Annotated in this window: 21 protein-coding genes; 7 read left to right on the plus strand and 14 right to left on the minus strand. The window is 71.5% G+C overall.

The window, feature by feature from the left end; translation table 11 throughout:
- Positions 1-6 precede the first annotated feature (6 nt).
- The 7 genes from AB0C26_RS27960 to AB0C26_RS27990 all read right to left on the minus strand — a co-directional run bounded on the left by AB0C26_RS27960 (position 7) and on the right by AB0C26_RS27990 (position 7,549).
- Positions 7-597 carry a hypothetical protein gene (locus AB0C26_RS27960; protein WP_360253486.1) on the minus strand — a complete coding sequence of 197 codons (591 nt, stop codon included), beginning with the start codon at positions 595-597 and terminating at the stop codon, positions 7-9.
- A gap of 12 nt (positions 598-609) precedes the next feature.
- A complete protein-coding gene (locus AB0C26_RS27965) occupies positions 610-1,803 on the minus strand; it encodes an ABC transporter permease (RefSeq protein WP_360253488.1) in 1,194 nt (397 codons plus the stop codon).
- A complete protein-coding gene (locus AB0C26_RS27970) occupies positions 1,800-2,540 on the minus strand; it encodes an ABC transporter ATP-binding protein (RefSeq protein ID WP_360253490.1) in 741 nt (246 codons plus the stop codon). The genes AB0C26_RS27965 and AB0C26_RS27970 overlap by 4 nt, the downstream gene beginning before the upstream one ends.
- On the minus strand, positions 2,537-3,781 hold the full coding sequence (locus AB0C26_RS27975; RefSeq protein ID WP_360253492.1) for an HlyD family efflux transporter periplasmic adaptor subunit: 1,245 nt from the start codon (positions 3,779-3,781) through the stop codon (positions 2,537-2,539). Before AB0C26_RS27975 ends, AB0C26_RS27970 begins: the two co-directional genes overlap by 4 nt.
- A 57-nt stretch (positions 3,782-3,838) precedes the next feature.
- On the minus strand, positions 3,839-5,326 hold the full coding sequence (locus tag AB0C26_RS27980) for a HAMP domain-containing sensor histidine kinase (protein ID WP_360253494.1): 1,488 nt from the start codon (positions 5,324-5,326) through the stop codon (positions 3,839-3,841).
- Positions 5,323-6,048, minus strand: coding sequence for a response regulator transcription factor (locus AB0C26_RS27985; protein ID WP_360254024.1), 726 nt, complete (start codon positions 6,046-6,048; stop codon positions 5,323-5,325). The genes AB0C26_RS27980 and AB0C26_RS27985 overlap by 4 nt, the downstream gene beginning before the upstream one ends.
- 64 nt (positions 6,049-6,112) lie before the next feature.
- Positions 6,113-7,549: an efflux RND transporter periplasmic adaptor subunit gene (locus AB0C26_RS27990; protein ID WP_360253496.1), complete on the minus strand. Its 1,437-nt coding sequence runs from the start codon at positions 7,547-7,549 to the stop codon at positions 6,113-6,115.
- Positions 7,550-7,735: 186 nt separating this feature from the next.
- Here AB0C26_RS27990 and AB0C26_RS27995 point away from each other — a divergent pair, with 186 nt between their 5' ends.
- Positions 7,736-8,332, plus strand: coding sequence for a hypothetical protein (locus AB0C26_RS27995; RefSeq protein WP_360253498.1), 597 nt, complete (start codon positions 7,736-7,738; stop codon positions 8,330-8,332).
- Positions 8,333-8,367: 35 nt separating this feature from the next.
- Here AB0C26_RS27995 and AB0C26_RS28000 read toward each other — a convergent pair whose 3' ends face one another.
- Entirely contained in the window at positions 8,368-8,838 is a 471-nt protein-coding gene (locus AB0C26_RS28000) for a hypothetical protein (RefSeq protein ID WP_360253500.1), read from the minus strand.
- A 92-nt stretch (positions 8,839-8,930) separates the two neighbouring features.
- A complete protein-coding gene (locus AB0C26_RS28005) occupies positions 8,931-9,929 on the minus strand; it encodes a LacI family DNA-binding transcriptional regulator (protein ID WP_360253502.1) in 999 nt (332 codons plus the stop codon).
- 36 nt (positions 9,930-9,965) lie between these two features.
- Between AB0C26_RS28005 and AB0C26_RS28010 the strand changes: the two genes are divergently transcribed.
- Positions 9,966-12,341 (plus strand): glycoside hydrolase family 3 C-terminal domain-containing protein, encoded by a 2,376-nt coding sequence (locus tag AB0C26_RS28010; RefSeq protein WP_360253504.1) that lies wholly within the window; start codon positions 9,966-9,968, stop codon positions 12,339-12,341.
- Here AB0C26_RS28010 and AB0C26_RS28015 read toward each other — a convergent pair.
- The 3 genes from AB0C26_RS28015 to AB0C26_RS28025 all read right to left on the minus strand — a co-directional run bounded on the left by AB0C26_RS28015 (position 12,338) and on the right by AB0C26_RS28025 (position 15,706).
- The gene (locus tag AB0C26_RS28015; RefSeq protein ID WP_360253506.1) at positions 12,338-12,973 is read right to left on the minus strand and encodes a DUF6082 family protein; all 636 of its coding nucleotides are present in this window, start codon (positions 12,971-12,973) and stop codon (positions 12,338-12,340) included. The two genes, AB0C26_RS28010 and AB0C26_RS28015, sit on opposite strands and share 4 nt — an antisense overlap.
- A gap of 796 nt (positions 12,974-13,769) precedes the next feature.
- Positions 13,770-15,134 carry an MFS transporter gene (locus AB0C26_RS28020; protein WP_360253508.1) on the minus strand — a complete coding sequence of 455 codons (1,365 nt, stop codon included), beginning with the start codon at positions 15,132-15,134 and terminating at the stop codon, positions 13,770-13,772.
- A complete protein-coding gene (locus AB0C26_RS28025; protein ID WP_360253510.1) occupies positions 15,131-15,706 on the minus strand; it encodes a TetR/AcrR family transcriptional regulator in 576 nt (191 codons plus the stop codon). The genes AB0C26_RS28020 and AB0C26_RS28025 overlap by 4 nt, the downstream gene beginning before the upstream one ends.
- 70 nt (positions 15,707-15,776) lie before the next feature.
- Here AB0C26_RS28025 and AB0C26_RS28030 point away from each other — a divergent pair, with 70 nt between their 5' ends.
- Positions 15,777-17,156 (plus strand): MDR family MFS transporter, encoded by a 1,380-nt coding sequence (locus AB0C26_RS28030; RefSeq protein WP_360253512.1) that lies wholly within the window; start codon positions 15,777-15,779, stop codon positions 17,154-17,156.
- Here the strand turns inward: AB0C26_RS28030 and AB0C26_RS28035 are convergent.
- On the minus strand, positions 17,109-17,822 hold the full coding sequence (locus AB0C26_RS28035) for a hypothetical protein (RefSeq protein ID WP_360253514.1): 714 nt from the start codon (positions 17,820-17,822) through the stop codon (positions 17,109-17,111). The two genes, AB0C26_RS28030 and AB0C26_RS28035, sit on opposite strands and share 48 nt — an antisense overlap.
- Positions 17,823-18,291: 469 nt before the next feature.
- On the opposite strand from AB0C26_RS28035, the gene AB0C26_RS28040 reads away from it, so the two are divergent.
- From AB0C26_RS28040 to AB0C26_RS28055, 4 genes are all read left to right on the plus strand, one after another.
- On the plus strand, positions 18,292-18,510 hold the full coding sequence (locus AB0C26_RS28040) for a hypothetical protein (RefSeq protein ID WP_360253516.1): 219 nt from the start codon (positions 18,292-18,294) through the stop codon (positions 18,508-18,510).
- A 21-nt stretch (positions 18,511-18,531) separates the two neighbouring features.
- Entirely contained in the window at positions 18,532-19,047 is a 516-nt protein-coding gene (locus tag AB0C26_RS28045) for a VOC family protein (protein ID WP_360253518.1), read from the plus strand.
- Between the two features lie 99 nt (positions 19,048-19,146).
- Positions 19,147-19,710: a histidine phosphatase family protein gene (locus AB0C26_RS28050; protein ID WP_360253520.1), complete on the plus strand. Its 564-nt coding sequence runs from the start codon at positions 19,147-19,149 to the stop codon at positions 19,708-19,710.
- A 54-nt stretch (positions 19,711-19,764) separates the two neighbouring features.
- On the plus strand, positions 19,765-21,573 hold the full coding sequence (locus tag AB0C26_RS28055; protein WP_360253522.1) for a LamG-like jellyroll fold domain-containing protein: 1,809 nt from the start codon (positions 19,765-19,767) through the stop codon (positions 21,571-21,573).
- Here the strand turns inward: AB0C26_RS28055 and AB0C26_RS28060 are convergent.
- Complete coding sequence (locus AB0C26_RS28060) at positions 21,566-22,171, minus strand: TetR/AcrR family transcriptional regulator (RefSeq protein WP_360253524.1); 606 nt, start codon at positions 22,169-22,171, stop codon at positions 21,566-21,568. The genes AB0C26_RS28055 and AB0C26_RS28060 overlap by 8 nt on opposite strands.
- Positions 22,172-22,208: the final 37 nt, after the last annotated feature.

The raw sequence follows: 22,208 nt of genomic DNA on the forward strand, positions 1-22,208 counted from the left end.
TCATGTTCACTTCGGCGAGGCCGTGACCGAGGTGGCGGTCACCGCGCCGTCGGTGCCGGCCGCGCCCTGGACGGTAACCGACTGGCCGGCCTTGACGTCGGCGACCTTGCCCGGCGTGGCCGTGGAGACCTTCGTCCTGCCGTCGGTCTTGACGGTCACCACCGTCCCGTCGGCCGTCTCGACGTAGATCGTGGTGCCGTTGACCAGTTTCACCGTGCCGGTCGTCGCGGCCGAGGTAGAGGCGGCCGAGGTGGAGGAGGAGTTCCCGCTGCCCGGGGCGCCGTTGCCCGGGGCGCCGGGGAAGCCCTGGCCGCCGCCGGGGAAGCCGCCCGCGGCGCCGTAGCCGGCGCGGTTCTGGCCGCCGCCGAACGCCGCCGCCCGGTTGCCGCCGCCTGGCGTGTCCGCGGTGCCCCACTGCTTCTGGGCCTGGAGGCCGCCCACGAAGCCGCCGACCAGCAGCACCACCGCGCCCAGCACGATCGTGCCTTTGTTCCACCAGCGCTTCGGCGCCGCCTTGGCCAGTTCGGTGGCGAAGCCGTCATCGTCGTCGCGGTTCTCCGGAAGGGAGAGCACGGCGGTCTCGTCGTTCATGGTCATGACAGCGGGTCCTCACTCGTAGCGCAGCGCGTCGATGGGACGCAGCCGGGCGGCGCGGCCGGCCGGCAGGCCGCCGAAGAACAGTCCGATCGCGATGGAGACGCCCAGGGCGAGCCCCACGGAGCTGGGCACGATCACCGGTTTGACCCCGACGATCTCGAAGCTGCTGCCGATCAGCGCCGCGGCCACGCCCAGGGCGCCGCCGATGACGCTCAGCAGCGTCGCCTCGATCAGGAACTGGGTCAGGATGACCCGGCGCGGGGCGCCCAGCGCCTTGCGGATGCCGATCTCGCGGGTCCGCTCGGTGACCGTGACCAGCATGATGTTGGTGATGCCGATGCCGCCGACGAGCAGGCTGATCGCGGCCACGGCGCCGAGCAGCGTGGTGAACGTGTCGGCCGTCTCGGTCTGGGTCGCCAGCAGCTGGGACGCGTTCTGAATGCGATAGGGCGTCGTCGACGACGTCACGTTCAGCTTCTGGTTCAGGATCGTCGACACCTCCGACTGCACGGCGTCGACCTTGCCCGGATCGGCCGCCTCGACCAGGATCGAATTCAAGGACCCATAACCCGTCAGGACCTGCCGTACGGCGGTCAGCGGCGCCACCGCCGTGTCGTTGGCGTCCTGGAAGCCGGTCGAGCTCTTCTCCGCCAGCACGCCGACCACGGTGAACAGCGCGCCGCCGACGGTGACCTGCTTGTCGATCGGGTCGGTGCCGGGGAACAGTTCCTCGGCCACGGTCTGCCCGATCACCACGACCCGGCGGCCCTGCGCCTCGTCGTCGGCCGTGAAGGCGGCGCCCGGGCCGACCGGCGTGTTCGAGGCGGTGAACCAGCCCGGGGTGGTGCCCACGAACGAGCTCACGTCGTGATCGGTGCCCTCGTAGGTGACCGTCGCCGACGAGCTGACCACCGGCGACACCGACTTCACGTCGGGCGCCAGCACCGGGTCGACCAGGGCGTCGGCCATGTCCTTGGTCAGCGCGGTGCTGCTCGACCCGCCCCGGCCGGTGCTCATCACGGTGATGGTGTTGGTGCCGAGCGCCTCGATCCGGTCGCTGATCGCCTGGGCCGAGCCGTTGCCGACCGCGACCAGCAGGATCACCGCCGCCACACCGATCAGGATGCCGAGCATGGTCAGCGCCGAGCGCAGCTTGTTCGCCGACAGCCCGCGCAGCGCGAACCGTACGACCTCGTGAAAACTCACAACGAGTGCCTTCCCCCGGCAAGGACGCCGACCGGCGGCTGGTTGATGGGCGACTGCCGTACGTCGGTGACGATGTCGCCGTCGACCAGGCGGATCAGGCGTTTCGCCCGGTCGCCGACCTCGGGCTCATGGGTGATCAGGACGATCGTGCGCCCGGACGAGCTGAGCTGGTCGAACACGGTGAGCACGTCCTCGGTGGAGCGACTGTCCAGGTTTCCGGTCGGCTCGTCGGCCAGCAGCAGGGCCGGCTCGGTGACCAGCGCCCGGGCCACCGCCACGCGCTGCTGCTGGCCACCGGAGAGCTGATTCGGCTCGTGCCGGGCCCGGTCGGCCAGCCCCACGACGTCCAGCGCCGCCATGGCCCGCTTTCGGCGTTCCTTCGGCTTGACCCCGGCGTACGCCAAGGGAAGCTCGACATTCGCCACGGCGGACGTGCGGGGGATCAGGTTGAACGCCTGGAAGATGAAGCCGATGAGCCGGTTCCGGGCCAGGGCCAGCTGCCGGTCGCCCAGCCGGCTGACGTCCACGCCGTCCAGCAGGTAGGTGCCGGAGGTCGGGACGTCGAGGGCGCCGAGGATGTTCATCAGGGTCGACTTGCCGGAGCCGGACGAGCCCATGATGGCCACGTAGTCGCCGCGCTCAACGGTCACCGACACCCCGCGCAGCGCGTGCACGGTGGCCTCGCCCTGCCCGTAGATCTTCTTGAGGTCGCGGACGTCCAGGACGGGGCGGCTCATCGTCCGCCTCCGCCGAAGTTGCCGCCGCCACCGAAGTTGCCGCCACCGCCGCCGGGGAAGCCGCCCTGCCCGCCACCGCCCGGGAAGCCACCGCCGCCGATGGTGCCGGTGCCGCCCGTGGTGGAAGTGGTCTTGAGCTGGACCTGCTCGCCCGCGGTGAGCCCGGAGGTGATCTGGGTGGCGCTGTCGCCCTCCAGGCCGATCTCGACCGGCCGGGTCTCGGCGGCGCCGTCGCTGACCACGGTGACCGTGTGCCGGTTGCCGACGGTGGTGACGGCGGCCGAGTTGACGTAGACCGCGTTGGCGACGCTGCCGGTGGTGACCGCGACCGAGACGGTCTGGCCCGCCTTGGCGCCGGCCGGCACCTTGTCCAGGGTCAGGGTCACGCCGTACGTCACCACGTTGTTGGAGGTCGTGGCCGACGGGTCGATGGCGGCCACCTTGGCCGTGGCGGTGGTGTTGTTCAGCGCGTTCCAGGTGACCTCGGCCGCCTGCTTCTCCTTGAGCTCGGTCGCGTCGGCCTCGGCGAACGACGCGGTGACCTGGAGCTTGGTCAGGTCGGCGAGGTCGATGAAGCCGGCGGAGGACGACGAGCTCGACGACGAGGACGAGGCGCCGCCGCCCTGTGGGCCGCCGCCGGAGGACGGGGACGACGACGAGCCGGTACCGGAGGACGGGGACGACGACGAGCCGGTGCCGGAGGAGGAGCTGCCGAGCGTGCCGTTGACGGCGGTGACCGTACCCGCCATCGGCGCCTTGAGGACCGTGCCGGTGACACCGGCCTCGGCCTCGTCGACGGCGAGCTGGGCCTGCTCGACCTCGTTGGCGGCCGACGAGGTGTCGGAGCCGGCGTCCTCGGCCCGGTCGAGCGCGTCCCGCGCGGCGTCGAGGTCGGCGTTGGCCGCGGCCAGGGTCCGCCGGGCGGCGGCCGGGTCGACCTTGGCCAGGATCTGGCCCTTGGTCACCTTGTCACCGACCTTCACGTTGATCGCGGTCACGGTGCCGCCGGTGACGAAGCTGGCGCTGGCGGTGCTGCCGCTTTCGAGCGTGCCGTCCGCGGTCACGGTCTTGGTGACCGTGCCCTGCTGCACCGCCACCGTGCGGGCCGACGCGTTGGCGGCCGGGGTGGAGTCCGGTCCGGAGAGCGTCTGGTACGCCCGGAAGCCTCCGGCGGCGAGGGCGACGACGAGGACGGCGTTTACCGCCACCGAGGGACGTCGCAGGTTGAAGCGCGCTGGCATGCCGGACACTGTGGCGAAGCGGCCTCGGAGGAGCTTGCGAGCAACCTCGGAGCCAGCTTAAAGCCGGGTGGGCAACAACACCCGGAAGGTCGCGCCGCCCTCGCTCGGGGCCTCCAACTCGACCCATCCTCCGTGCCCGTGGACGATGGCGGCCACGATGGACAGGCCCAGGCCCGATCCCCCGCCCTTTCCCCGGGTACGGCTCGAGTCCGCCCGGTAGAGGCGCTCGAAGACGCGGGCGGCGTGCGCGGCCGGGACGCCGGGCCCGTCGTCGGTCACTTCGAGCACGGCGAGGGGCGTGGCCTCGTACCCGATCGGCCCGGAAAGCACACTGCCGTCAGCCGGCGGCCGAGCCGGCACCCTCCCCACCCGGACCGTGACCCTGGCCTGTCCCGGTGTGTGCTGCAGCGCGTTGGCCACGAGGTTGGTGGCGACCTGCCGCAGGCCGTGCTCGTCGCCGAGGACGGTGGCCGGCTCGAACGTGTCGTCGTCGTCCTCGAGACCGGCCAGCCGCACGGGGCGGTCCGGCACGCGGGCGTGGGCGTCGCGGATCGTGTCGGCGGCGATCTCCAGCAGGTCGACCGGCTTCCGCTTGGGCGTACGCCGCTGGTCGAGCCGGGCCAGCATCAGCATGTCCTCGACCAGCACGCCCATCCGGCCGGCCTCCGACTCGATGCGGCTCATCGTCTCGTCCAGCGCCGGCCCGGGCAGGGCGCCGCCGCGCCGGTAGAGTTCGGCGAACCCGCGGATCGAGGTCAGCGGGGTCCGCAGCTCGTGCGAGGCGTCGGCCACGAACTGCCGCAACTTGCGTTCGGAGGCCGTACGCGCGTCGACCTCGCCCTCGATCCGGTTGAGCATCGAGTTGAGCGCCGAACCGAGCCGGCCGGGCTCGGTGTGCGGGTCGGTGTCGGCGACCCGGCCCGACAGGTTGCCGGCCGAGATGTCGGTGGCCAGGCGTTCCATGTCGGTCAGCGGGCGCAGGCCGAGGCGGACGACGAAAGCCGCGCCGAGGCCGAGCAGGGCCAGCACGAGCAGACTGACGCCGGCGTCGATGAGCACGAGCGTCTCGGTGGTCTGCTGCACCTCCGACAGGGACAGACCCATCACCGCCGCACCGCCGGTGTCCGCGTTGGCGACCGCGATCAGCCGCCAGTCGGCGCTGCCGTCGCGGGCCGGGACGGTGAAGGGGCGACCGGCCTGCCTTTCCACGACTTTGCCGTACGCCTCGACGGCCGGCCGATTGGCGTCGGCGCTCGAGCTGAGCGACGTGTCGAGGGTGCCGTCGGCGTCGTAGACGTAGACGACCTGGTCGGGGCCGAGTCGCAGCACGCGATTACGGGGGAAGAAGCCGGCGTCCGGGCGCGGCGCCGACGCGTACGGCCGGGTCATCCCGCGCAGTTGATCGTCGATCCGCTGGTGCAGGTACGACCGGATGAGCAGCACCCCGGCGACGTTGGCGAGCACCAGCGCGACCGCGGCGAGCGCGCCGACGACCAGAACCAGCCGCGAACGCAGGGTCCAGTGCCCCCAGCGCCTCAATCTCATTCTTCGCCGCGGGGCAGACGAAGCGCGTACCCCACACCGCGGACCGTGTGGATCAGCGGCGGATCGGTCTTGTCGATCTTGCGGCGCAGGTAGTACACGTACGACTCGACGATCCGCCCGTCCCCACCGAAGTCGTACTTCCAGACCCGGTCCAGGATCTGCGCCTTGCTGACCACCCGGCCGGCGTTGATCAGCAGGTACTTGAGCAGGTTGAACTCGGTCGGCGAGAGGTCGATGAGCCGGCCCGCGCGGCGGACCTCGTGCGCGTCCTCGTTCATCTCCAGGTCGGCGTAGCGCAGCACCCCGGGCTCGGCCGGGCCCTCGAGGCCGGGCTGGCTGCGGCGCAGGATGGCCCGGATGCGCAGCACGACCTCCTCCAGGCTGAACGGCTTGGTCACGTAGTCGTCGGCGCCGGCCGACAGCCCCAGGACGCGGTCCTCGACGGCGTCCCGGGCGGTCAGGAAGAGCACCGGCACCCGTGAGCCGGTGGCCCGCAGCCGCCGGGCCACGTCGAAGCCGTCCAGGTCGGGCAGCATCACGTCGAGCACGACCAGGTCGGGCTCGAACTCCTGGATCGCCACCAGCGCCTTGTGGCCCGAATCGGCCACCCGCACATCGAACTCGACCAGGCGCAGAGTGGCGCTGAGCAGCGCGGAGATGTTCGGCTCGTCGTCGACGACGAGCACCCGGGCGACACGCGCCGGGGCCGGGGTTTCAGTCAGCACTGGGAAGGGATATCAACGCTGTCTTTGAATTCCCTATGAGCCTGCTGTCTTTTCCCCGTCGTCACCAGGATCGCGCCACCTCGTCGCCCTCGGACAGGCCGCCGCTGACCTCGGTGTACCGGTCGCCGCGAAGGCCGACGGTCACCTTGACCCGGGTGCCGCCCTTGAGCACAGTGCCCTGGGTGCCCTCGACGTCGTGAACGGCGGTGCTCGGAACGCGCAGCACCTCGTCCTCGGCGCCGGTGGTGACCTTGACGGAGGCGCTCTGGCCGACGAGCAGATCCTCCGGGGAGTCGTCGAAGGCGAGCACGACGCCGTACCGGACCATCGTGCCGTCGCTGGTGCCGACCGGATCGACCTGCACGACGGTGGCCTTGAACTCCTTGCCCGGCCGGTCGGCCAGGGTGATCACGGCCTTCTGCTTGACCGCGAGCCGGTCGGCGTCGGCCTCGGGGAAGCCGGCACTGATCTGCATGTCGTAGACGTCGGCCAGGGTGATGAAGGTGGAGCCGGAGCTGACCTGGCTGCCGACCTTGCCGCCGACGCTGATGATCCGGCCGGCGATGGGGGCGGTGATGGTCGCGCCTTCGAGGGCGTCCTCGGCGTTCTCGAGCGTGGTGGTCGCCTGGGTGACGCGTTGCTGGGCGCTGAGGATGGCGTCGGAGCCACCTCCCTGCTGGCCGACCGGGGCTCCACTCTGGCTCCCGCCCTGCTGACCCGTGTCGCCGCCGCCCGAATTGCGGCAGTTTGTGCCGCTCGTGGCGCCGCCCCCGTTTCCGACGCCCGGGTTGCCCCCGCCGTTCCCGCCGCCCGGGTTGGCGCCGCCCTTCCCGCCGCCCGGGTTGCCGCCGCCGTTCCCGCCGTCGGCCGGCGCGCCGCCGGTTCGCCCGGGGGATGCCGTCCTGGTGGGCGCGGTGGTGGGCGCGGTGGTCCGGGAGGCGGTCGGCTGGGGACTGGCCGTACGGGTCGGGGTCGCGCTCGGCGAGCCGGTCGCGGTCGCCGTCGGCGAGGGGGTGGTCGCGGTGGGCGCCGGGGTCGCGGTTCCGGTGCGGTACGCGGCGGCGACGTCCGTGCCGCAAGTCGTCGTGCCCCGCGTGCTTGTCGCCGCGGCCGCGCTCTCCCGGGCCTTCGTCAGCTGGTTCGCGGCGTCGTCGAGCGCGTCCCTCGCGTCGGAGACGGCCTCGGCCGCGTCGGTGTCGTCGACCTTCGCCAGAACCTGCCCGGCGGTGACCGTGGTGCCGGCGCGCACCGGCACGCTTTCCACAGTGCCCGACACCGCGAACGAGAGACTTCGTGTCTGTGCCGGCTGCACCGTCCCGGTGGTCGCGACCTCGGTGGTCACCGCGCCGCGATCGGCCGCCACCGTGGCGGCCGCCTTCGGCGTCTGTTCGGCGTCGGCGCTCAGCGCCCGGACGACTCCGTACCCGGTCAGCGCGAGCACGACGACAGCCGCGGCGACCCCGATCCAGCGCCGACGACCGGCCAGTGCTTCACCCATGGCCCGGAAGTGTTCCGAACGGTCCTCGCCGATCGCTCGGTCCCACCTCGGAGTTGCCTCGGAACCGTCCGGCGGCGCACAGGTGAATGACAGGTCCTCCGAGGCAACTCCGAGCTGGGATCGACGTTTCGGCGAGGTGGACCGGCTTGGGTGTTGGCGACCTTATGGCCGAGGAAAAGAGGAATCGTGCCGACATTCGGTTCGAAGGCGACCCGCCGCGCGGCGGCGCTGGTCGTGGCTTCGGCGGCGGTGGCCCTCACCGCGGCCTGCGGTGGCGGAGACTCCGGCGACGCGTCGGCGAACGGGCAGAACGCGCGGGGTGGGAACACGGCGTTCACCGCGTACATCGAATGCATGTCGAAGAACGGCGTGACCATCGCGATGCCCTCGGGCGGCCCGCGCGAGGGCGCTTCCGGCTTCCCCCGCCCGGATGTCAGTGGCTTCCCCCGGCCTTCCGGCAGCGCGGGCGCCGGCGGTTTCCGCGGCGGCGGCTTCAATCAGAAGCCCGACGGCGTCGACGACGCGACGTGGCAGAAGGCGCAGGAGGCGTGCGCCTCGGTCCGCCCGACCGGCCGCCCCGGCGGCGGCCAGGGAAACAACGGCCAGGGAAACAACGACCAGGGAAGCAACGGCCGGAACGCCGCTTACCAGAACTGCCTGAAGGACAACGGCGTCGCCGACCCGGCAACCCTCGACCCGAGCAACGCCACGGTCAAGAAGGCCATGGAGACGTGCAAGGTGCTCGCCCCAGCCGCGACACCGTCAGCCACCCCCACGGCCTGACCCAGCCCGCCGGAACGCGGTGACGGCCCAGCGGCTCAATGGCGTTCCCGCACGTTCAGCCGGGCCCAGCGGTCGGCCGTCTGCCGGCGCCGGCAGGCCACCAGGTGGCTGGCCAGGATGGCCGGCTGCCCGCCCCGTACGCAGGCGTCGGCGCCCGCCGTCAGCACCGCCGCGACCAGTTCGGCCGGTGCGTCCTGATCGACCAGCGCGACGATCGTCGTCCGTGACGGCAGGACGCGGCGGGCCGTGGCCACCTCGCGGACCGTGGCCGCGGCGAACAGCACCAGTTCCTCCGGGGCCAGGTCGTCGATGTCGGCCGGGCGCCGGATGGACCAGCCGGACGGCAGGTGGCCGGCGAGGCCGGCGACGCGGCCGGCCGGCCCGAACACGGCCACCACCGGCAGCGTGCCCCTGGTCGCGGGGAGGCCGGCCGGGTTGATCGGCAGGTCGATCGCGGTGGCGGTGAAGTCGCGGGGTCCGCTCTGGCGGTTCAGCTGAACGAGCATGGGGCTCATCCCCTTCGGGAGGTGGTCGGGCACCTCTCACTCTTCGCTCGCCGGCTGAGCCACCCATGTGGCTCAGCTGTGCGTTGGTTGTGTCACGCGGACTCCCGGGAGACCACTGTCACGATGCTGGTCACGGGCAGGGCGGGGCCTTCGCGCCCGTTGACCGCGGCCACCACCGTCGCGGCCAGGTGGGCGGCGACCGCCACCTGATCGGTCATCACCGTGGTCAACGGCGGTTCGGCCAGGCGGGCCGGCGGGATGTCGTCGACGCCGATCACCGCCAGGTCGGCCGGTGCGGTCAGGCCCAGGTGGCGTACGCCGGCGAGCACGGCCAGCGCGACCTCGTCGTTGTACGCGCACACGCCGGTGACCCCGGTCGCCTGCCAGCCCCGTACGGCCTCGGCGGCTTTGCCGATGTCCAGCGCGACCGTGGCCGCCGTCGGCACCGGCAGGCCGCGCGCGGTGGCCGCCGCCCGGACGCCGGCCAGCCGTGGTTCGGCGAAGAAGCGCACCCGCTGGTCGTCGGGGTAGGCGTAGCCGAGGCGGGTGTGGCCGGCGGCGATCAGGTGTTCGGCCTGCCGGCGCCCCACCAGTTCCTGCGGCACGGCGACGGCGCGGCCCTGGGCGCGGCTGCGGGCGAGCGCGACGATCGGCGCGACCCCGGCCGAGCGCATGGCGGCCAGTTCGGTGTCGGAGAAGTCGGTGAAGGCGATCACCGCGGCGGGGGTGAGCGCCTTCCACAGGTCGGCCATCGGGCGGTCGTTGTGGTTGCCGGGGTGCACGACGAAGGTGAGCCCGTGGCGGGCCAGCGCGGTCGACAGGTTGCCGAGCAGGGAGCCCACTTCGGGGCCGATGGGCCAGTCGGGCAGCAGGCAGAGCACCACGTCGGAGCGGCCGGTGCGCAGCGTGCGGGCGGCGGCCGAGGGCGCGTAGCCGAGCTGGGCGGCCGCCTCGAGGACCCGGCCGCGGGTAGTGGCCGAGATGGTCTGCCGGGGGGTGTCGTTGAGGACGTAGCTGACCGTGGCCCGGGAGACCCCGGCCAGGCGCGCGACGTCGGCGCTGGTCACCCGTCGGGTCGCCGATTCCGTCATGCTGACAATCTAACTTACACGTGTAACCATATGCCCATGACGCTCGACTTCGCCGCCCTCATCACGTCGCTCGATCTGCCGGCCAAGGTTCGCCTGCTCACCGGCGCCTCCGCTTTCTCGCTCGCGCCGGAGCCGTCGATCGGTCTCGGCGAGATGCGCTTCTCCGACGGTCCGACCGGCGTCCGCGGCCTGAAGTTCGTGGGCGGGCGGGTCGTTTCCCTGTTTCCCAACGCGACGCTGCTGGCCTCGGCGTGGGACGAGGCTTCGGCCTACGAGGTGGGAAAGCTCCTGGCCGAGGAGGCGATGGCCCAGCAGATCCACGTGGTGCTCGGCCCGACGATCAACCTGCATCGCAGTCCGCTCGGCGGGCGGCTGTTCGAGGCGTACTCGGAAGATCCGCTCCTGACCGGCAAGCTGGCCGCGGCGTACGTGCGCGGCATGCAGGACAGCGGGATCGCCGCCTGCCTCAAGCATCTGGTGGCCAACGAGTCGGAGACCGATCGCAACACGGTGAACAGCGTGGTCGACGAGGCGACGCTGCGCGAGCTGTATCTGCTGCCGTTCGAGATCGCGGTCTCCGACGGCGGCGCCTGGTCGATCATGGGCGCCTACAACGACGTGAACGGCCAGGCCGCCACCGAGCAGCAGCACGTCAACAACGAGATCGTGAAGGGCGAGTGGGGCTACCCGGGCCTGATCATGTCGGACTGGTTCGCCACCAAGACGGCCGCGGCGGCCGCCAACGGCGGTCTCGACCTGGTCATGCCGGGCCCGGACGGCCCGTGGGGCGACGCGCTGGTGGCGGCGGTCGAGGCGGGCGAGGTCAAGGAGGCGGTGATCGACGATCATCTGGGCCGGCTGCTGCTGCTCGCCTCGCGCGTGGGCGCGCTCGGCGACCAGCGGGACTGGCCCTCGTCGCTTCCGTCGCCCTCGTCGGCCGTGCGCCGGGAGCAGCTGACCCGGCTCGCGGCGGCCGGTATGACGGTGCTGAAGAACGACGGCGGCACGCTGCCGCTGGAGCGGTCGTCGAGCGTGGCGCTGATCGGCCGGCACGCGGTCGAGACGATCGACATGGGCGGCGGCTCGGCCCAGGTGAACCCGCCCCACCAGGTCAGCGTGCGGGAAGGGCTGCGCGAACTGCTCGGTGACCGGGTGACCGTGACCGACGGGGTGGAGGTGCGGACGCGGCCGGTGCCGGCGCGCAACGGCTTCCTGACCGCGCCGTCGAACGGGCAGCCCGGCATCGACGTGACGATCTACGACGCCACCGGGAACGAGCTCGAGACCCGGTACTGCGCCCTGGCCAAGACGATGATCGGGATGGACGACGACTTCGCCGCGCCGGCCGCCTCGGCCCGACTGTCCGGCGTGGTCGCCGCGACCGGGCCGGTGGAGCTGGGCGTGCTCGGCGTCGGCGACTGGTCGACGCCGGTCGCGGAGCCGTTCGCGCTGCGCGTCTCCGGTGGCGGGATCGGCGAGGAGGTGCTCACTCCCCCGGCGCGGACGTTCGTGGTGGAGTCGCCCGGTTCGCTGCTGTTCGAGGCGACTGTCGCCTTCGAGGACATGGGCCTGTACGGACTTGTCGGGAATATGGCTTCACGTGAAACCGTGGACGTGATCGACGACGCGGTGCGGGCGGCGGCCGCGGCCGACGTCGCGGTAGTGGTCGTGGGGCTGACCGAGGAGCAGGAGACCGAGTCGGTCGACAAGACCACCCTGGCCCTGCCCGGCGCGCAGGACGCGCTGATCGAGGCGGTCGCGGGCGCGGCCCGCCGCACGGTCGTGGTGGTCAACGCGGCCACCCCGGTGCTCATGCCGTGGCTGCCCCGGGTCGACGCGGTGCTGTGGGCCGGGCTGCCGGGCCAGGAGGGCGGCCACGCGATCGCGGCGGCGCTGCTGGGCGACATCGAGCCGGCGGGCCGGCTGGTCACCTCGTTCCCGGCGGCCGACGGGGCGTCGCCGGCCTGGTCGGTGACGCCGGTCGACGGCGAGCTCCGCTACGACGAGGGCACGTTCATCGGCTACCGCGGCTACTACGCGGGCAAGGCGGCCGCGCCGGCGTTCTGGCTCGGGCACGGCCTGGGGTACGCGACGTGGGAGTACTCCGACGTGCGGCTCGTGCTCGGCGACGCGCCGTCGGTCACCGCGACCGTCACGAACACCGGCACCCGCCCGAGCCGCGAGGTGGTGCAGGTCTACCTGCGCCCGGTCGAGCCGGACGAGCCCGTACGCCTGGTCGGCTGGGAATCCGTGACCGTCGCCCCCGGCGAGTCGGCCCGGGTGACCGTCCACACCGATCGCCGCCTGTGGCGCAAGTGGAACGCGCAAGCCGGCGCCTGGGACCGGCTGGCCGACGGCGGCGAGTTCCTGGTGGCCCGCGGCCTGGGCGACATCCGCGCCACGCTCTCCTAGGCAGCGTTCCCATGGTCCGGGGCGGGCGGCGCGACCTGCGCGGCCCGTTCCGCGGCCGCGTGGCATCGGCTCACGATCGTCATGAACTGCCGATGCCGCCGGGTGTCCAGCATCGAGAAGCTCTCGCCCCGCTGTCGCCACCATTCCCGGGCGGCGCTTTCCTTGAAAAGATCATCAAGGGCGGCGTGCAGAAATCGCTCGTCCGCCTCGCCGATGTCCCAGACCAGAAGCCAATGCGAGACCCAAAGGTTTATCAATACCTTTTTCTTGTACGTCTCGATCGTCTCGTCGCCCACCTGATAACTCAGGGCGGGGTCTTCGAGGCCGAGCTTGACGAGTTCGAAATGCCTCTCGCGAGCACTGATGGCCTGCGCCAGCCGCGTCTGCCGCACCTGGAGGGCAACGGATGCCGCAATTCCGCACAGCCCCAGGCCTGCGACGATCGCGGAAATCCCGCCGTATGCCTGGCCCGCGTCGGAAAGAAGCCTCCAATCACGATCATTCACCAAGCCCTGAATGAGGAGGGGGAACGCCACGATCGTCGCGATGAAGGTCACGCAGAGACTGCCGACGATCAGCCAGCCGCCCAGCCGGCGCGGAACGCGCGGAAGTGGTGCCAACGAGGTGGTCATACGGTGAGCGTGGCATCGACCGTCCAGCCGCATACCGGGTCGATCTGTGGTGCTATTCCGGAATAGTACGAAAGTGACCCATTACCCGATCGGCGTCACGCACACAGGGTGCGATGTCTTGACGGCAATGAGCACCACTCTGACCCGCCAGGGCGTAACCGCGCGCAGGCGTGTCCGTTAATAGTCCCCAGTGGGACAAAATGGCCAAATGTGTCGCTTTCGCCCCAGCCGCTTGTTTCCTCTTAACCCGAGTCCGAGCGGTGTGTGAAGCCCTCCCCGGGTGCAAGCCGGGGAGGGCCACATTCAACACGGGCACTCCCTAATCGCTCCCCAAGATTCTTTTGGCGGGCCCGTAACCCCGCATCGGCGGAGGCGTTCTTCTGATGCTGGGCAACTTCCGTCGCGTTTGGCTTGCACCCAGCGACGGACGTGCATCGAAGAAAACAGATTCATGAATGGACTCGGGTATGGATTCTGTTGCTGAGGAGCATTCGGGCGTGCCACCCGCCACTCAGCGGATGGCGGCCGGCGCATTGACGGCATCGCCCATCAAGTGGCGGCTGGGCCGTCCGCCGTCGGAACGTGGGAGTCTGACAAACGGGACGTGTCCGGACGTCTTCGAGCTGGCTGACGGGAATTTCGCCGTCATCGGAACAGATCGCACGACGGAGATGCGGCACATGTTGCCGCCGGACGCGGGGGTGGCTCCCTACGAGAGACTCGTAGTGATCACCCGAGAAACCATGTTGGGGGCGCTACAGGATCTGCTGTCGCGCCGCGCCCCGCGGAACGCAGCCTAGGCCGCCCGGCCCGCCACCTCGTTCCCGGCGCTGCGGGGCAGTCGGATCGCCTCCAGTGCCGGGAGCGTGAGCAGCACCGCCAGCGCGATCAGCGCGAACCGGAACTCGGCGTTCGTGAGCGACGCCCCCAGCCGTACGAGCAAAGCACCCAGAGCCACCCCCAAGCCGGAACCGACCTCCTGGATCGTCGACATCAGGGAGTTGGCGCCGGTCATCCGCTCGGCCGGGACGTCGGCGAAGGCCATCGTGTTGTAGGTCGTGAAGCCGATCGACCGGAAGACGCCACTGAGCAGCAGCACCGCGAGCAGCAGGACGATCGGGGTGCCGCTCGTCGTGAAGGCGAGCGCGACCAGGATCGCCGCCGAGGCCAGAACGGCCATCAGCATCATCGAACGGATGCCGAGCGCGCGCATCATCGGGGTGGTCGCCGGCTTGACGCCGACGTTGCCGGCGAACAGCGCGATCATCGCCAGACCGGCCTGGGCGGCGGACCAGCCGAAGCCGAGCTGGAAGAAGAGCGGCAGCAGGAACGGTGTCGCCGCGCCGATGACCGCGCGGAACACCGAACCGCCCAGGGCCGTCACGCGGTAGGTGGCGACCTTGAGGACGCGCAGGTCGAGCAGGGGCCTGCCGGTGGTCAGCAGATAGCGCACGGCGACCGACAGGGTCACCGCCGCGATGATCAGCTCGGCCGAGGCGAGGGGCCAGCGCGGCCGCGTCCCGGCCACCCCCTCGAGCCCGGCCACCAGCGCGGCCAGCCCGGCCGCGACCAGCGCGAAACCCCGCCAGTCGAGCCGCCCGGCGTTCTCGGCCCGCACGTCCGGGACCAGCCGGCGGGCCAGCAGCAGCGCGGCCAGCCCCAGGGGCAGATTCACGACGAAGATCAACCGCCAGCTCGCGTACGTGCTGAGCACGCCCCCGAGAGCGGGTGCGATCAGCGGGGCCACGAGCGCGGGCCAGGTCAGGTACGCGATGGCGCGCACCAGGTCCTTCTTCGCGGTGGTGCGGATGACGACGAGCCGGCCGACCGGCACCATCATGGCGCCGCCGGCACCCTGCAGGATGCGCGTGCCGACCAGCATCGGCAGGTTCACCGCGAGCGCGCATCCGGCCGAGGCGAGGGTGAAGACGACCACGGCCGTCATGAAGATCCGCCGGGCCCCGAAGCGCTCGGTGAGCCAGCCGCTGATCGGGATGAGAACGGCCAGGGTCAGCACGTACGCGGTGATCGCGACGTTGATCGTCACCGGCGCCACGCCGAGGTCGGCCGCGATGTGCGGGGCGGCCGGGGCGATCACCGTGGCGTCCAGGATCTCCATGAAGAACGCGCCGGCCACGAGCAGCGCGAGCCCGCGCCTCATAGCCGGGGCAGCCACACGTCGTCGACGATCTCGGCCATCACCTCGTCCGGCACCGGGCTCAGCGTCATCAGCATCTCGTGCCGGAGCAGGTCCATGGGCAGGCTCACCACGCGCGGCGACCGCGGCCCGCGGGCCAGCTCGCCGCGCTCGACCGCCCGCTCGATCAGGATCTCGAAGCCGATCGGCCGGCCCGGCCCGCGCAGCGTGTCGCGCAGCTCCCGGAAGTTGGTGCCGGTCTCGCGGAAGTAGTCCATCAGCTGCACGGTGAGCGTCATCATCATCCGGGCCCGGCCGGCGTTGATCCGGCGCAGCAGCTCGAGGGCGTCCTCGCGCAGGCTCCCGGTGTCGGGCAGCTCGATCGGCTGGTCCAGCCACCCCTTGCCAAGGGTGGCCAGCAGCAGGTCCTCGCGCTGCGGCCAGCGCCGGTAGAGCACCGGGCGGCTGGTGCCGGCGCGCGCGGCCACCGCCTCGTACGTGAAGCCGGAGTAGCCGTGCTCGACCAGCACCTCCCACGCCGCGTCGAGGATCGCGCCCTCCAGCTCGGCGCCGCGCCGCCGTGTCTTAAGACTCACTTGCGTATCTTAACGCACCGCCCTACCGTGAAGTCGTTAGATACAGGTACGTATCTTAAGGCGGTTAGTCATGACCAACCCGTTCCGTGTCGCCGCGGCGGTGATCGCCGGCGGCGTGGCCGTCATCCTCGACTCGACGATCGTCGCCGTGGCCCTGCACCAGCTCGCGACCGACTTGCACGCCGACGTGCGCACGATCCAGTGGGTCAGCACGGCCTACCTGCTCGCGCTCGGCGTGGTCATCCCGGTGGTCGGCTGGCTCCAGGGCCGGGTCGGCGCCAAACGCCTGTGGATGGCGGCGCTCGCCCTGTTCCTGGTGGGCTCGGTGCTCTGCGCGTTCGCTTGGAACGCGCCCAGCCTCATCGCGTTCCGCGTGATCCAGGGCGCCGGCGGCGGCGCCATGCTGCCCCTGATGACCACGATGGTCGTGCAGGCGACCGGCGAGGCCGACCGCAACCGCGTCGTCTCGGTGGTGGCCCTGCCGGCCGCGGTCGGCCCGATCCTCGGCCCGGTGATCGGCGGCCTGATCCTGGGCGCGGCCAGCTGGCGCTGGCTGTTCCTGGTCAACGTCCCGCTCTGCCTGCTCGGCCTGCTCCTGGCGTGGCGGCTCATCCCGTCCGACACCCCGTCCCGGCGCGTACGCCTGGACGCGCGGGGCTTCGCGCTGCTCTCCCCCGGCCTGGTAGTCCTGCTGTGGGGCCTGTCGAACGCGTCCGGCTCGTTCGTGCGCGCCGACGTGCTGATCCCACTGGCGGCCGGCGCGGCCCTGCTGACCGCCTTCGTCCTGCGCGCGGTGCGCCTCGGCCCGGCCGCGCTGGTCGACCTGGACGTGCTGCGCTCCCGCAACACCTGGGCCGCGACGTCACTGCTGTTCCTGTCCGGGGCCGCCCTCTACGGCGCGATGTTCCTGCTCCCGCTCTACTGGCAGCAGTCGCGCGGCAGCACCGCCCTCGAAGCGGGCCTGCTGCTCATCCCGCAGGGCGTCGGCTCACTGCTCTCCCGGGTGGCCGCCACCCGCCTGCTCGACCGCGTCGGCCCCCGAGCCGTGGCCATGGCCGGCTTCGCCCTGGTCGGCCTGGCCACGGTCCCGTTCGCCCTCGCCGGCGAGCACACCGCGATCTGGCCGCTGATGACCGCTTTGTTCGTACGAGGTCTCGGCCTGGGCATCGTCCTGATCCCCCTGATGACGGTCGCCTTCGTCGGCCTTCCCCACGAGAAGATCCCGCACGCCAGCATCGTCACCCGCATCGCCCAACAGGTCGGCGGCTCGGTCGGCGTGGCCCTCCTGGCCGTGGTCCTCGCGAACTCCGGCTCCTTCGACGTGGCCTTCTGGTGGACCCTGGCCTTCACCGCGGTCGCCGTGGCCCTGTCGTTCACGCTGCCCAAAGCGGGCGAGGCCGCCTCACATGTGGCACTGGACCGAAGCGATGACGCAGTCGTCCGGCACTGAGTCGAGGTAGCGGTCCATCTCCCGGACATGGGCCGGCCATCCGCGATCATCGGTGAACTGAGTGAGCCACTGTCCGTCCAGCGTCACATAGGCGTACGTCGCGACGGCCTGGGCGGCGATGCCGGCGAGGTAGTGCTCCCGATCGCCCGCGAAGACCGCCACCGGATCCGCGGTCAGGAGCGAGAAGGTGAAGTACGGGTGCTCCTGAGTCTCCGCGTGCCGGGCGACCTCCTGAACGGCCGGCTGGGCGAGCCACTCCCGCTGGGCCTGCCCGGGCTCGTCGGCGTACACCGCCTCGAAGTGCGCCAGCGGCAACGGCGCCGGATGAGCGCGGACGACGCCGGCCCAGGCGTCCCACCCCGCCGCCGCATAGTCGCGGGCGGACCGGCGAAGGGCCTCGAAGTCGATGATCCCTTTGGGCGCGGCGACCGCGGCCCGCTCCCGGTCGTCGCCGTCGACACGCAGGGCGCGGACGTCGCCGGCCCGCTCGGGCCGCAGCGGCAGCCGGTTCGCTCGGGGCAGCCACCACCGATCCCACACCGCGTTGGGGTCGAACGGCTCGCGGATCTCTCCGTTGTAGTCGAACGGAGCGAGCGCCGCCGTCAGAGCCGGCATGACAAGCTCGCGGCTCACGGGCCCGAGGAACACCGTCGTGGAGAACTTCACGCCGCATCGTAGGAGCACCGCCCCAACAAGATCAATGAGAATTACGGTCACGCCGCCGGACCACCTTCGGCGGACTGCGGACTGACGTGATCTTCCGTACGCTCGGCGGGCCGCCCGGTGGTGGCGGTGTGCTCGGGAAAGGCGCTCACAGTGGACTCGTCGACTCGGCGGCGGACCGGCCTCGCCGGCCTCTATCTGGGTTTGTTCGCGGCAGTCTGGTTCAGCATTCCGGCGGCCGGCGGTGCGCTGCGTGTGCTTTTGGTCGTGGCCAGCGGGCCGCCCTGCTGACCGCGGGGTGGGGACTGTCCATTCTCCTCAGAGCCGGGCGCGAGGGCCGGGAACCGCGCGACCGTGCGGCCGATCGGCGCTACCTGCTGATCGTGCTGACCGAGTTCGCCGCGGCGGGGGCCGGGCGCTTCTGCTGTCGCTGGCCGGGCAGTCGGCGTACACCCCGGCCCTGGTCTCGGCCGTGGTCGGGCTGCATTTCTTTCCGCTCGCGCCGGTGCTGGGCAGTCCCCGGCTGCGCGTGCTGGGCGCCGTCGTCTGCGCGGTCGCCCTCGTCGCGCTGATCGCCGGGCTCGCCGGCTCGGTCGCGCCCGGCCTGGTCGCCGGGGTGGGAACCGGGCTGGCGCTGCTCGGCTACGTCGTACCCGCACTGGTCCGGGCCTCAGGTCAGAAGCTGGCCTGAAATCCGCCTAGCGTCGGGGTCATGACCAGAAACGCACCGGACGGCTACACCACTGTCGCGCCCTGGATCGTCACGCCGGACACCGGGCGGCTCCTGGACTTCGTCGCCACCGTGTTCGACGGGGTCGAGCTCGCCCGCGTGCCCCTCGAGGACGGGACCATCGGGCACGCCGAGATCCGGGTGGGTGACACCGTTCTGCTCGCGTTCGACCGGCGTCCCGAGTGGCCGGCCATGCCGTCGCTGCTGCGGGTCTTCGTGCCCGACGCCGACGCCGCGATGGATCGCGCGGCCGCCGCCGGCGCTCGGGTGGTCACCGCCGGCGCCACCCACGCGTTCGGGCAGCGCGGCGGGCGGGTGCGCGACGAGTGGGGCAACATCTGGTGGATCAGCGCGGTGGTCGAGCAGGTCACCGCGGAGGAGGGGATGCGGCGGCTGGCCGAGCCCGGGTACGCCGCCGCGATGCGCGACGCGCAGGAGACCCTCGACCGGGAGCTGGCCGGCCGCACCGTCGGCAGGAGTGGCCTGCGGGTGCGCTGATCTTGGTGTGGTGGACGGCACCCGTGGGAACGGAAGACCGGGCCTTTGTCCGCGGTTTCGCGGGGTACAAAGAACGCGGGCGGACAAAGGAGTCACACCATGGGCGAGATCGTGCTCATCCGGCACGGGCAGACCGAGTGGAGCGCGAACGGGCGCCACACGTCGTACACCGATCTCGAGCTCACCGAGGAGGGCGAGCGGCAGGCTCGCGCCGCCGGGGAGCGCGTCAAGGACCGTACGTTCGCGGCGGTGATCTCCAGCCCGCGCAAGCGGGCACTGCGGACCGCGGAGCTGGCCGGCCTCACCGTGACCGAGACGACCGAGGATCTGGCCGAGTGGAACTACGGCGAGTACGAGGGGATCACCACCGCCACGATCCACGAGACCGATCCTGAGTGGTGGCTGTTCACCGACGGCGCGCCCGGCGGTGAGTCGCCGGAGCAGATCGCCGCCCGGATCGACCGGGTGCTGAAGCACGCGCGCACGTTCCTCGACCAGGGTGACGTCGCCCTGATCGGGCACGGGCACGCGCTGCGCGTGGCCGGCGCCCGCTGGGTCGAGCAGCCGGCCGAGTTCGCCGGGCGGCTCAAGCTGGGCACCGCCACGCTGTCGACGCTGGCCTTCGAGCACGGACGGCCCGCGATCGACGCGTGGAACGCGTGAAGATCTTGCCGGGTGTTTGCCGGGGTTTAGGGTTGGGCCGCCATATTCGCGGTCGTGGAACGACGTAACCTTCTCCGCGCGGCCGTGGCCGCGCCCGCAGTGTCCCTGGTGGCACCGGCCCTCGGCGCCACCCCGGCCTCGGCTCACTCGTCCGCCGGCAAGTTCGACGAGGCCGGCCCGCGCTTCGCCCTGGCCGTGCTGCCCGACACGCAGTATCTGTTCGACGCCGACAGCGCCGACCCGGCGCCGCTGCGCGAGACGTTCTCCTACCTGCTCGAGCAGCGCGCCGAGGACAACATCGCCTTCCTGACGCACCTGGGCGACGTCACCGAGCACGGCACCGACGCCGAGATCAAGCTGGCCGGCGAGACGTTCAAGAAGATCGACGGGCGGCTGCCGTACAGCGTCCTGGCCGGCAACCACGACGTGAACAGCTCGACCAACGACCAGCGCGGCACCACCGCTTACCTGTCCACTTTCGGCCCGGCGCGGTTCCGCGGCCGCAAGACCTTCCTGGGCGCCTCGGCCGACGGCTACAACAGCGCGCACCTGATCGAGGCCGGCGGCCGCCAGTGGCTGATCCTCGCGCTCGACTGGCGCATCTCCGACGGCGGCCTCACGTGGGCTCAGGGCATTCTCCAGGCCCATTCCCGTACGCCGGCGATCGTGACCACCCACGACCTGGCCTACGCCGACGACGGCGGGAAGGCGTACCTGTCCGGCAACGGCCAGCGGCTCTGGGACAAGCTGATCAAGGGCAACGACCAGATCTTCCTGACCCTCAACGGCCACTACTGGCCGCCCGGGCGGACCGTGCTCAAGAACGACGCCGGGCACGACGTCCACGTGCACATCACGAACTACCAGGACCGCTATTACGGCGGCGCCGCGATGATCCGGCTCTACCACTTCGACCTGGTCCGCAACCGGATCGACGTGGAGACGTTCTCGCCCTGGTTCCTGTCGAAGTCGCCGCGCACGCCGCTGGAAGCCGAGACGATCGAGCTCACGAGCGACGTCGACCGGTTCAGCCTCGAGATCGACTTCGATGAGCGGTTCGCCGGCTTCGCTCCCCCGGCGCTTCCCGCACCGCGCCCGGCCGCGCGGGTCGTCGACCGGCACACCGCCGCCTACTGGCGGTTCGACACGGCCGGTCAGTCGGTCGCCGACGGCGCCGTCGTGCGGGATCTGAGCGGCAAGGGCAACCACTTGACCGTACGGCGTCTCGCCACCGGCGACGTGTCGCTCTCGCAGGACCACCACGTGGGCGCGCCGGCGCACGCCAGCCTGTACTTCGCCGGCGGCAAGAACCCCAACCGCGGCGCGATCTTGCACACCGGTGACAAGGCCCCGCTCAACAGCGCGAAGTTCCTCGGCGGCTACACCATCGAGGCCTTCATCAAGCTGCCCGAGCCGTTCGTCGGCGACCACAGCTGGATGGGTGTCTTCAGCTGGGAGGGCCGCGCGGTCGACGCCGGCAAGAAGAGCGGCTACGACGAGCTCGAGCCCACGTGCAGCCTGAACCTGTCCGGGGAGCGCTTCCTGCAGTACGTGCTCTACACCGAGGACGGCGACCACAACCCGACCTCGTGGAGCCACGCCCTGCCCACCGGTGTCTGGCAGCACGTGGCCATCGTCAACGACGGCCGCCGCTCGATCATCTACGTGAACGGTTCGAAGATCGCCCGCAACCCCACCCAGCCCGCGCACGGCATCGCCACCGTGGGCCGCCCGTTCGTGATCGGCGCGACCTCGTACGACCTGAAGTACGAGCAGGGCTTCTACGGCTGGATCGGCGACGTCCGCATCACCGACCGCCCCCTGAAGCCCACCCAGTTCCTCCCCGGCGGCCGCTTCATCTGAGCCCCGGGCCGGCGCGGCCGGTGGCCGCGCCGGCCCGGATCCGGAGCCCGTCGATGAGGATCGCGAGCATGCGGTCGAGCTGTTCGCGGTGCTCCGGGCCACCGGCCACGGAGAGCAGGCCGGCGAGCATGCTCCCCACGTCGATCGGGTCGATGTCGCCGCGCAATTGCCCGGCCCGCGCTCCGGCGTCCAAGAGTTCTCCGAGGATCTGCTGAACCTCGTCGCAGACCGGGCCGGTGCCGAACCGGCCCGTGGCGCTCATGGCGACCAGGGCATCGCCGAGGCCGCGCCGCTCGGTGGCCCAGGCGGCGAACCGGCCCATCCAGGCGTGCAGCGCGCCCACCGGCGGCTCGCTCGCCAAAAGGGCGCGGGCCTCGTCGCGGAGCGGGCGGATCTGGTCGCGATAGATCTCCTCGACCAGGTCCTCGCGGGTGGGGAAGTGCCGGTAGAGGGTGGCGCTGCCGACGCCGGCCCGTTTGGCGATCGCGTCGAGCGAGATCGTCCGGTCGCCGGAGGCGAACACCTCGGTCGCGGTGGCGATCAGGTGTTCACGGTTGCGGCGGGCGTCGGCGCGGAGGCCGGCGGGTCGAGAGGTCATCGTCATCACATTCGCAGTTTCGGGCCGGACGGGCTTG

Source organism: Actinoplanes sp. NPDC048796, assembly GCF_040650035.1.
Taxonomy (GTDB): domain Bacteria; phylum Actinomycetota; class Actinomycetes; order Mycobacteriales; family Micromonosporaceae; genus Actinoplanes.